The organism is Shewanella sp. 11B5, from assembly GCF_002836795.1.
Lineage (GTDB): Bacteria > Pseudomonadota > Gammaproteobacteria > Enterobacterales > Shewanellaceae > Shewanella > Shewanella frigidimarina.
The window spans coordinates 1-3,910 of record NZ_PJAP01000603.1 but is presented as its reverse complement, the minus strand read 5'-3'; the positions used below and the strand labels follow the sequence as shown (position 1 = coordinate 3,910).

Here is a 3,910-nt window from a genome sequence, read left to right as displayed (position 1 = left end):
AAATATTTCTTTTGCCTTACGTCCGCAAGCTATTGCTGAAAAGCGTGCATCGTGGCAAAAAGCCACCGATAACGGCTTTAAAGTTGGCACCTTTGAAGAGCTTATTCCTGCGGCTGATTTAGTGTTAAACCTTACACCAGACAAGCAACACACTAACGTCGTTAATGCGGTTATGCCATTAATGAAGCAAGGTGCTACGTTATCTTATTCGCATGGTTTCAATATCGTTGAAGAAGGCATGCAAGTTCGTCCTGATATTACTGTGGTTATGGTTGCACCAAAATGCCCAGCGACGGAAGTTCGTGAAGAATACAAGCGTGGTTTTGGCGTACCAACATTGATTGCAGTACACCCAGAAAATGATCCAAATGGTGATGGCTTAGCGATTGCTAAAGCTTATGCAAGTGCTACTGGTGGCGACCGTGCCGGTGTATTAATGTCATCGTTTGTGGCTGAAGTTAAGTCAGATTTGATGGGCGAGCAGACCATTTTGTGTGGCATGTTACAAACGGGTGCCATTTTAGGTTACGAGAAAATGGTGGCTGATGGTGTTGAACCTGGTTATGCCGGCAAGTTAATTCAGCAAGGTTGGGAGACTGTTACCGAAGCACTTAAACACGGCGGCATTACCAACATGATGGACCGCTTATCAAACCCAGCCAAAATCAAAGCATTTGATATGGCTGAAGAGTTAAAGGTTATCCTTAAACCGTTATTTGAAAAACACATGGACGACATTATTAGCGGTGAGTTTTCTCGCACTATGATGGAAGATTGGGCTAATGATGACACCAACTTGTTACGCTGGAGAGCTGAAACTAACGAAACCGCATTTGAAAATGCGCCAGTGTCATCTGAACATATCGATGAACAAACCTATTTCGACAAAGGTATTTTCTTAGTAGCAATGATTAAAGCAGGTGTTGAGCTGGCGTTTGATACCATGGTTGCCGCAGGTATTGTTGAAGAGTCGGCTTACTATGAGTCGCTACATGAAACACCGTTAATTGCCAACACTATTGCGCGTAAGCGTTTATATGAAATGAACGTGGTTATTTCAGATACGGCTGAATACGGTTGTTATTTATTCAACCATGCAGCAGTACCGATGTTACGTGATTATGTTAACGCTATGTCATCTGAGTACTTAGGTGCTGGACTTAAAGACCAAGCAACAGGTGTTGATAATCTGCGCTTAATCGATGTAAATGATCAGATTCGTAATACAGAAGTTGAGTTTATCGGCGCTGAGTTACGTGGTTACATGACAGATATGAAAAGCATTGTTGAAGCAAGCTAACGTATAAATTGGCTGGTGAAGTACCTGTTCAGTGTTTTTTGCAACATGTTTATGTTGCCGTTGTCGGACAGGCATCAATCGAAACGTCTTAATCTTATTGATTGGGACGCTGAAAAAACAAATATTAGATTGAGTTCTAATTAATTATTAGTAGAACTCATACGTTAAGTTTTTGTTGTTGTTTGCATTGTCTCGGCAGGGAAGCTGAATTTTTTTACAAAGGCAATTTTTTAGTTGTGTTCGGTAAATCTTTTATGGTACTTGTTAGTTATACCGTAACGTTATTTGAACATAACCAAACGAATTATTTAGAAACTTAGGATACTGTCTAAAACATGTTAAACCACACAGCCATTCTCATTCTCGAAATTATTACCGTAGTGATTATTATGTCACAGCGGGGGTGGCGTTTTGGCAACTAGACTGACCTAAGAGTCAAACAGATTGCAAAAACCCCCGCTCCGAAAGGACCGGGGGTTTTTTAGTTTTAGCGTTAAATAAAGCCACAGACCCAATATTACACAGTAGAGCAGCAGATACATTGACGAAGTAGAGAGCAACATATGGAAGCAGGACAGAAAATGCGCGGCGCGGATGCAGTAATCAAAGTACTAGCAGCACATGGTGTGACAACGGTATTTGGTTATCCTGGTGGGGCGATTATGCCAATCTATGACGCCCTTTACGGCGGTCCTGTAGAACACTTGCTTAGCCGTCATGAACAAGGTGCCGCGTTTGCTGCCGTAGGATATGCTCGTGCGAGTGGTAAAACAGGGGTGTGTTTTGCAACATCAGGCCCAGGGGCCACTAATTTAATCACCTCACTTGCCGACGCTTTACTTGACTCGGTGCCGTTAGTTGCCATAACGGGCCAAGTGTCTACCAGTGTTATCGGCACTGACGCATTCCAAGAAATCGATGTATTAGGCATGTCGTTGTCATGCACCAAACACAGTTTTATGGTCACCGACATCAATGAGCTTATTCCCACCTTATATCGCGCTTTTGAAATTGCCGCCGAAGGACGTCCTGGTCCTGTGTTAGTTGATATACCCAAAGACATCCAACTTGCAGCATTAGAATATAAAACTCCCCTTCAAAGTGTTGCTGATGAATTACAGCCTCAGGTTAGTGATTTAGATGCCGCCGCAGAGTTAATTAAGCACGCTAAAAAGCCTATGTTGTATGTTGGTGGCGGTGTGGGTATGGCTGGCGCCGTTGCGCATTTACGTCAGTTTATCGACACCACAGGCATTCCATCAGTGGCGACGTTAAAAGGTTTAGGCAGTATTGCACATGGCACTAAAGGTTATTTAGGCATGTTGGGTATGCACGGTGGAAAAGGGGCAAACCTTGCAGTGCAAGAATGTGATTTATTGATGGTGGTTGGCGCACGTTTTGATGACCGTGTTACCGGTCGGTTAGCGAGTTTTGCTAGTAATGCCAAAGTGTTACATTTAGATATCGATGCCGCCGAAATTGGTAAATTACGTCAAGCTGACGTGGCGATAGCTGCTGAACTTAGCATAGTGTTACCTGCATTAACGGCCGCCGTTGCTGATAAGCTAGACATTGCTCAATGGCAAGCTGATGTAGAGGAGTTATCCCGTAAGCACCAATGGAATTACCAACATCCGGGTGATTTAATTTATGCGCCAGCGATGTTACGCCGTTTAGCCAATAAACTACCAGAAGACAGTGTTGTTGCTTGTGATGTCGGCCAGCATCAAATGTGGGTTGCACAGCACATGTGGTTTCGTCGTCCTGAAGATCATTTATCCAGTGCTGGCTTAGGTACTATGGGTTTCGGCTTACCTGCCGCTATTGGCGCACAAGTTGCCCGACCTGATGCGACGGTGGTCACGGTCTCTGGTGATGGTTCGTTTATGATGAATGTTCAAGAATTGACCACCATTAAGCGTCGTAAATTGCCGGTAAAAATCTTACTGATTGATAATCAAAAACTGGGTATGGTTAAGCAATGGCAACAGTTATTTTTTGAAGAGCGTTACAGTGAAACAGACTTATCTGACAATCCTAACTTTGTCCTGATGGCATCCGCATTTGATATTCCAGGTCGAACGATAACGCGAGCAGATCAAGTTGAGCAAGGATTAGATGAGATGTTGAACAGTAGCGGTCCTTTTATGTTACATGTGTCGATTGATGATGCTTTTAACGTATGGCCTCTAGTGCCACCGGGTGCGAGTAATAGTGAAATGATGGATCAAATGGAGAAGCAAACATGATGCATGCATTAGAAATAACCGTTCAACAACGCCCTGAAGTACTGGAACGCGTGCTGCGTGTTACTCGCCATCGTGGGTTTAAAGTCACCCAAATGCAGGTTCGTATTAATGAAGACGCCAGCATGGCGGTCGACTTATGGGTTGAGGCCGAACGTGCCATTGAATTGCTCAGCAACCAGTTAGATAAATTAATTGATGTCACGCACTGTAAAGTGCTATCGGCGGCACCATTAAACCAAGTCGCCAACGGTTAAGGCTTACTATTAAGCCAAGCATGATTTAGTTAGATACTATTTAGTTAGAGATTATTTTAGTCGTTATAAGGTGAATAAACCGATAACGCGCACCACATTAAACAAAG

At 43.5% G+C, this 3,910-nt stretch carries 3 protein-coding genes; all 3 read left to right on the top strand.

Translation table 11 applies throughout. The features are described 5' to 3' along the window. The coding region (gene ilvC / locus CXF78_RS14000; protein ID WP_102037142.1) for a ketol-acid reductoisomerase at window positions 1-1,300 on the top strand (1,300 nt) is incomplete at its 5' end. A gap of 563 nt (window positions 1,301-1,863) precedes the next feature. Further along, window positions 1,864-3,549: an acetolactate synthase 2 catalytic subunit gene (gene ilvG, locus CXF78_RS13995; protein ID WP_102037141.1), complete on the top strand. Its 1,686-nt coding sequence runs from the start codon at window positions 1,864-1,866 to the stop codon at window positions 3,547-3,549. Further along, window positions 3,546-3,803, top strand: coding sequence for an acetolactate synthase 2 small subunit (ilvM, locus tag CXF78_RS13990; RefSeq protein ID WP_011635912.1), 258 nt, complete (start codon window positions 3,546-3,548; stop codon window positions 3,801-3,803). Before ilvG ends, ilvM begins: the two co-directional genes overlap by 4 nt. Window positions 3,804-3,910 lie beyond the last annotated feature (107 nt).